This is a genomic window from Cognatundibacterium jejuense (genome assembly GCF_014284255.1).
GTDB classification, from domain to species: Bacteria; Pseudomonadota; Gammaproteobacteria; order Burkholderiales; family Burkholderiaceae_D; genus Undibacterium; species Undibacterium jejuense.
Genome location: NZ_JACOFV010000033.1, coordinates 1 through 4,981, shown reverse-complemented (window position 1 = coordinate 4,981; position 4,981 = coordinate 1). Strand labels below are relative to the sequence as shown.

4 protein-coding genes and 1 tRNA gene are annotated in these 4,981 nt (G+C 33.6%); 1 reads left to right on the top strand and 4 read right to left on the bottom strand.

Going from position 1 to position 4,981, the window contains the following annotated elements; genetic code table 11:
- Nucleotides 1-240 precede the first annotated feature (240 nt).
- The gene (locus tag H8K32_RS19775) at nt 241-501 is read left to right on the top strand and encodes a hypothetical protein (protein WP_186914321.1); all 261 of its coding nucleotides are present in this window, start codon (nt 241-243) and stop codon (nt 499-501) included.
- 947 nt (nt 502-1,448) lie between these two features.
- On the opposite strand, the gene H8K32_RS19770 is transcribed toward H8K32_RS19775, so the two are convergent.
- From H8K32_RS19770 to H8K32_RS19755, 4 genes are all read right to left on the bottom strand, one after another.
- Complete coding sequence (locus H8K32_RS19770; protein WP_186914319.1) at nt 1,449-2,594, bottom strand: plasmid recombination protein; 1,146 nt, start codon at nt 2,592-2,594, stop codon at nt 1,449-1,451.
- 577 nt (nt 2,595-3,171) lie between these two features.
- Complete coding sequence (locus tag H8K32_RS19765) at nt 3,172-3,390, bottom strand: hypothetical protein (RefSeq protein WP_186914317.1); 219 nt, start codon at nt 3,388-3,390, stop codon at nt 3,172-3,174.
- Between the two features lie 135 nt (nt 3,391-3,525).
- Complete coding sequence (locus H8K32_RS19760; RefSeq protein ID WP_186914315.1) at nt 3,526-4,824, bottom strand: phage integrase SAM-like domain-containing protein; 1,299 nt, start codon at nt 4,822-4,824, stop codon at nt 3,526-3,528.
- A 76-nt stretch (nt 4,825-4,900) separates the two neighbouring features.
- Nucleotides 4,901-4,977, bottom strand: a tRNA-Asp gene (locus H8K32_RS19755).
- Nucleotides 4,978-4,981 lie beyond the last annotated feature (4 nt).

Sequence of the window (4,981 nt, the reverse complement as noted above, 5' to 3'; positions counted from 1 at the left end):
TGGCGGAGCGGACGGGGCTGTGAAAAAAACTCACCCATCAACTTTTTTAACCAATAAAATCAAGGACTTAGCAACATTATTAATAAAAGGAAACAGAAAAACTGCTACCAATTCTGTTACCACTGCTAAACGAGTGCAGATTTTAGCAGTATTTCCATAATTCTTGTACACCAAAATGCTCCTAACACGTTCATTTAAGCTATGATTCCAAAGGTTAAATTTCCAATAGGATACTTGCAAATGAACAAAACACCGATTTATGATTATTTGATGAGGATTGTTTTTGTTGTATTTTTAATTACATTGACCACCCAATCTATACTTGAATCTCACTGGCATGGCTTTTTAATAGCATACAAATTATGTACAGTTGGTGCGGTCATTTACAGTGTATGTGAAAATGTATTTGAGAAAAATGACACAAAAGGCCATTTTCTTGCAAATCTAATTCCATTATTAGTAGTTATTTTATCCACGTATTATAGTTCTTTGATCGTATGATATTTTTCCAATTTGGATACAAATCACACCAATTGTATATGTGACCTGTATAGCAAATTGCACATCATTGCGATGAAAAAAGTAATCAAGTCCGGTCAAAATAGGCAAATACAACAAATTCATTAAAAGAAACATTTTATTTATATAATTCATATCATCTCCATTTATGAATTAAATTAATAAAAAATTACTAGAAGTCAATTCAATCCAACAAAAGGGGTCATTTCTGTTTGGAGTAAATAAACTCTTACGGTTTTTGATATAACTATTGACAAATAATAAATTTCTTCTATTATCAGTTATGTGCTTAACGGCATATCAATCTGGGAAGAATTGACCTAAAAACCTACGAAAAGTAGGTTTTTTTGTTTCTGTTTAAAGATAATTTGACAAATAAGAAATTTTTAATATATTTGCATTATTGTTTATGTATTATTCGTCAATTCTTCTCAGTCTTCACGGTTCGTATATAAATAGCTAAATATTTTCAAAACTGGCACAGGTAAAAATAGAGTGTAAAAACTTAACTGGAAAAGGCTCTGAGAAAAAGGTAAGCACTGAACCAATAAAATCATTCAGTAAGTAGGCTAGAACGGTAATCAAGCAAAGCCACAGGGAAGTCAATCAGAGAAACCCCGCTTGAGCAGTATTAAGACTGTGAATTCTCAAAGTTGAAAAACTTAATTTATTTCAACCTGGTGCTATGTGGTTAGCCTCCCAGTAAAGACCTCAAGTTCAAATTTTTTAAATTTGTCCTTTGGGTAAGTCTTTGCTGGAACCGTGTGATAGCACGGTGAACAGCAAAGACACAAACAAGACCGATAGGTCTTGTATACAGAATTTATATTATTATTTTTACATATAATTATATTAATAACACACCAGCAAAGAAAAACTCGTTAGAGATTTACGATAGTAAATAAAAAGGAAACGGCGAAAAAATTCCCCTATTTTTTGTATTTTTGGAAACCATCAGGAGTTTTACCAAACTTTTTTTCATACCATTTCAAAGTATCAGCAAGGTCCTGAACTTTTTCCCTTTCCTTATCTAATTCTTTATTCAATTCCTCAGTTTTAGCCTTTTGTTCTGTAATCTGGTTACTCACATTCGCAACTCGTTTATCAGCCCATTCCTTCGCTTGTTTTTTATATTCTTCAGCTTTCTTTTTTTCTTTTTCAGCAGATTTTTTTATCTGCTCCAATTCTTCAATAGCTTCAATACTTGGCTTATGCCAAGCAGATAAAACACCCGTCATTACACTACCAATTTTTGAACCCAGACTTTGAGCATTTTTTTCTGCTAATTTTATTATTTCATTGGCTTTGTTTTCTGCTTTGGCAATTCCTGCTTTATAACCCTTTTTCATATATTGTTTTGCTACTGCCTTGGCATCTGCAAAAAATCTTGCTTGTGCTTTTTCAGCCATCCACTCACCACGAGTTAACCTCCTGCGACCAGGTCCTAGTCTGGTTAATCCGTGTTTTATTGCTACTTTGTTAGAATAATCGTCTTGAATATCTCGCATTGATTCAATATAAGCAAGATTTTGAGCACCTGCATTCTTACCTTCTTTTTTAGCTAAATTTTTGGCTTTAATACCTTCGTGTATATCGTCAAATCGTTCGCCAATTCTTGGCACTACTGTGAAATGTAAATGTGGGTGTGATTCGTCATTATGGACAACAACACTTTTTAATCTGTCACCATATTTATTTTTTAACCATTGCAAAGTATCTTCTGCAAATTCTGGGAAATTATCTTCCATTTCACGAGGAATACTTGCAACACCAACCAGAGCGACCATACCGTCTTTTCTTAATTTCCTACCAATAGAATCGGTTGCACTTTCTGCCCATTCTTCTGCAATAGGTAAAACTTCCATAGGTGGAACACCATAAAGTATTCCTGGTCTTCGTGGTTCTTGGATATGAGGACAAGCCTCTTCAATACGAGCTTGCTCCTCCAGAATTTGACGAAGACTTTTAACTTGTTTTGTTGTGGTTATTTTATTACCGTTCTTTTTGGTAACTGTTTTAGTTTGCTTTGAACCTTCACGAGCATAAGCATCAAAATGGATAAACTGATAGGACATATTATTATATTTTTGTTATTATTTAATATATCTTTTTTTATCTCCTTGTCAACGAATTGGCTTTTAATTTTCCTTGTATAGTGACCGACTATACTTATTGCATAAGTGTCGGTCCTGCGGAGCAAAAATCCAGGTCAAAAACAACAACAAAACCTTAAGGGTTTCACCCTTAAAATCCCGTTCCGAATAAAAAAATCCAGCTCTAGGCTGGATAATTTTTTAATCGGTTGCAATAAATCAGAATGAAATTTCTTTCACTTTACCTTTTAAGGCGAACTCAATTTTCTTCTCAATTGAAAGATTTTTCTGATTTGTAATATCCGAAATTAATAAATCGCTCAAATTTCCATCTGTGTAGTTAAGATACAAATTGTGAGAATTATTCTCTAAAATCTTCGTCTTAAATATGACACGATCATTCAATGGATACAAGTCGCCATTTAATTCAATGAATTTCATTTTCAAGACCTTTTTCTTAAATTTGTATTTTAGCTTGATATAAATTCTAGCCTTAATTTTTCTACTTTTCATATGTGCCTCGTTTTTCGAGTACAACATATAAAACAAAAATTAAAAATCAAGTTTGTTCGTTACTCATCTTTTTGTAGTTACTAAGTTTATAGTATTCAATCGGGCTAAAAATAATTGCTCCAAGCAAAATAATTCCAATTTGAATCGGAACTATCCACAAAGACCAACTACCTGTAAAAACCATTACAACGTTGCTACCAATCATGCCAGCAATAAACGGTATTGCCAATCGTCGCAATGTAATTAAAAACGCATTTATAAACATGAAAACCCCAGCGATATAAAATTAAGCTACAAATTATTTTATCGGTTTGCAATAAATCAAAATGAAATTTCTTTCACATTTACACTTTTTCGCGCATATAAATGGAACTATATACATTTTTATGCACATAACTTTTTATTCGGATTGAGGTATTTTTATGAAATTTTCATATTCTGGAATGATTTTTGTCATTCGCAATAATTTAAGTTGTTGCTGAATAACAATCTCACCTAACCTGTCCACACTAAATTTATTGGAATAAGTAGCGACATTGACCGACTCAATTTCATGCCCAAAAAACTGGCAACGAGGTTCATAGGCAACTTCATTTTTCATAAAATAGTCATTCAGAAATTTTCTGAGCGAATGAAAAACCAGCTTACCCCTATTAATTTTTAATTCAGCTAAATGTCTGGCAATTTTTTTACCTACTGCATTTCCTGAACCTTTACCAACCCGACTCACATATTTAAAAATAAAGTCTTCTTTGGAACTCACAAATTTTTTAAAATCTTCATCAAAAAACTGATGGGGCAGAGGGACTTCTCTTTTTCCTGCTGAAGTTTTTGAATCTCGAATCACAACCATGTAGGTATATTTTTCAGAGATCTGAAACTGTGATTTTGTCAGGGTCGTTATTTCTGAAATTCTGCACCCAGTAATTAACCCCAATAACAACACATAATAATAATCAGGGTCAGATTGTTTTTGTTCCTTGTAATACTCACTGGTAAAAATTTGCTTAATTTCTTCAGCTTCAAAAATCAAATAGCCGTCAGATAATTTTTGCCGTTTGGTCATTAAGGACATATTTTCAGCAGGATTTTTCTGATTCAAGAGATACCCCTGTTTAATTGCAAAATTTAATAATGCTTTAATGTAGCCAATTTTGCCGTCAATGGTTCTGGGCACATTTCCTTTACCTGCTAAAAATTCTTGAAATCGGGTGATATCTCCGACCTGAATTTCAGAAATATAACACTTCAATTTAAAAAAAGTTTCAAACTCTTTAACGGTATTTTTATGTGCCAATATCGTAGCAGGTTTGACTTTTTTCAGTAAAAAATACTTGTCTAATAATTCCAACAGAGTGAGGGACTTCGTAGAAGAGGAAGCCAGCTTGACTGTGCTTTCCAATACTGGGGGTTGCTTTTGACTTTGATTTTGACTTTCTCGCAAAAATGCCATTGCTTCCATTAATCGCTGGTGGTCCTCAGGACCATCTGATTTAGCAATACCCCTAGAAAGGTCCAGTTCGTATTTTTTTATATTATTAAGGTCAATACTCATCTGAATGCCTTCAAGTAGTTTACAGGCTCTTATGATAGCAACTTGACGATCTGCTGTATGCAGTGATCGTTTAATTTGTTTACCGTGGATACGAGTATGGAAATAGTAGGATGAATTGCGAAGATAAACTGGCAAATTGAGCATGATTGCTACCAAATTTGCTACCAGCCCAAAAGGAAAAGGTCTTATAACTCATTGAATTATAAGACCTTTTTTATATTGGCGGAGCGGACGGGGCTCGAACCCGCGACCCCCGGCGTGACAGGCCGGTATTCTAACCAACTGAACTACCACTCCTAAA

Coding starts and splice junctions, on each gene's coding strand:
- H8K32_RS19775 (WP_186914321.1), top strand. CDS start 241: ATGAACAAAACACCGATTTATGATTATTTGATGAGGATTGTTTTTGTT.
- H8K32_RS19770 (WP_186914319.1), bottom strand. CDS start 2,594: ATGTCCTATCAGTTTATCCATTTTGATGCTTATGCTCGTGAAGGTTCA.
- H8K32_RS19765 (WP_186914317.1), bottom strand. CDS start 3,390: ATGTTTATAAATGCGTTTTTAATTACATTGCGACGATTGGCAATACCG.
- H8K32_RS19760 (WP_186914315.1), bottom strand. CDS start 4,824: ATGCTCAATTTGCCAGTTTATCTTCGCAATTCATCCTACTATTTCCAT.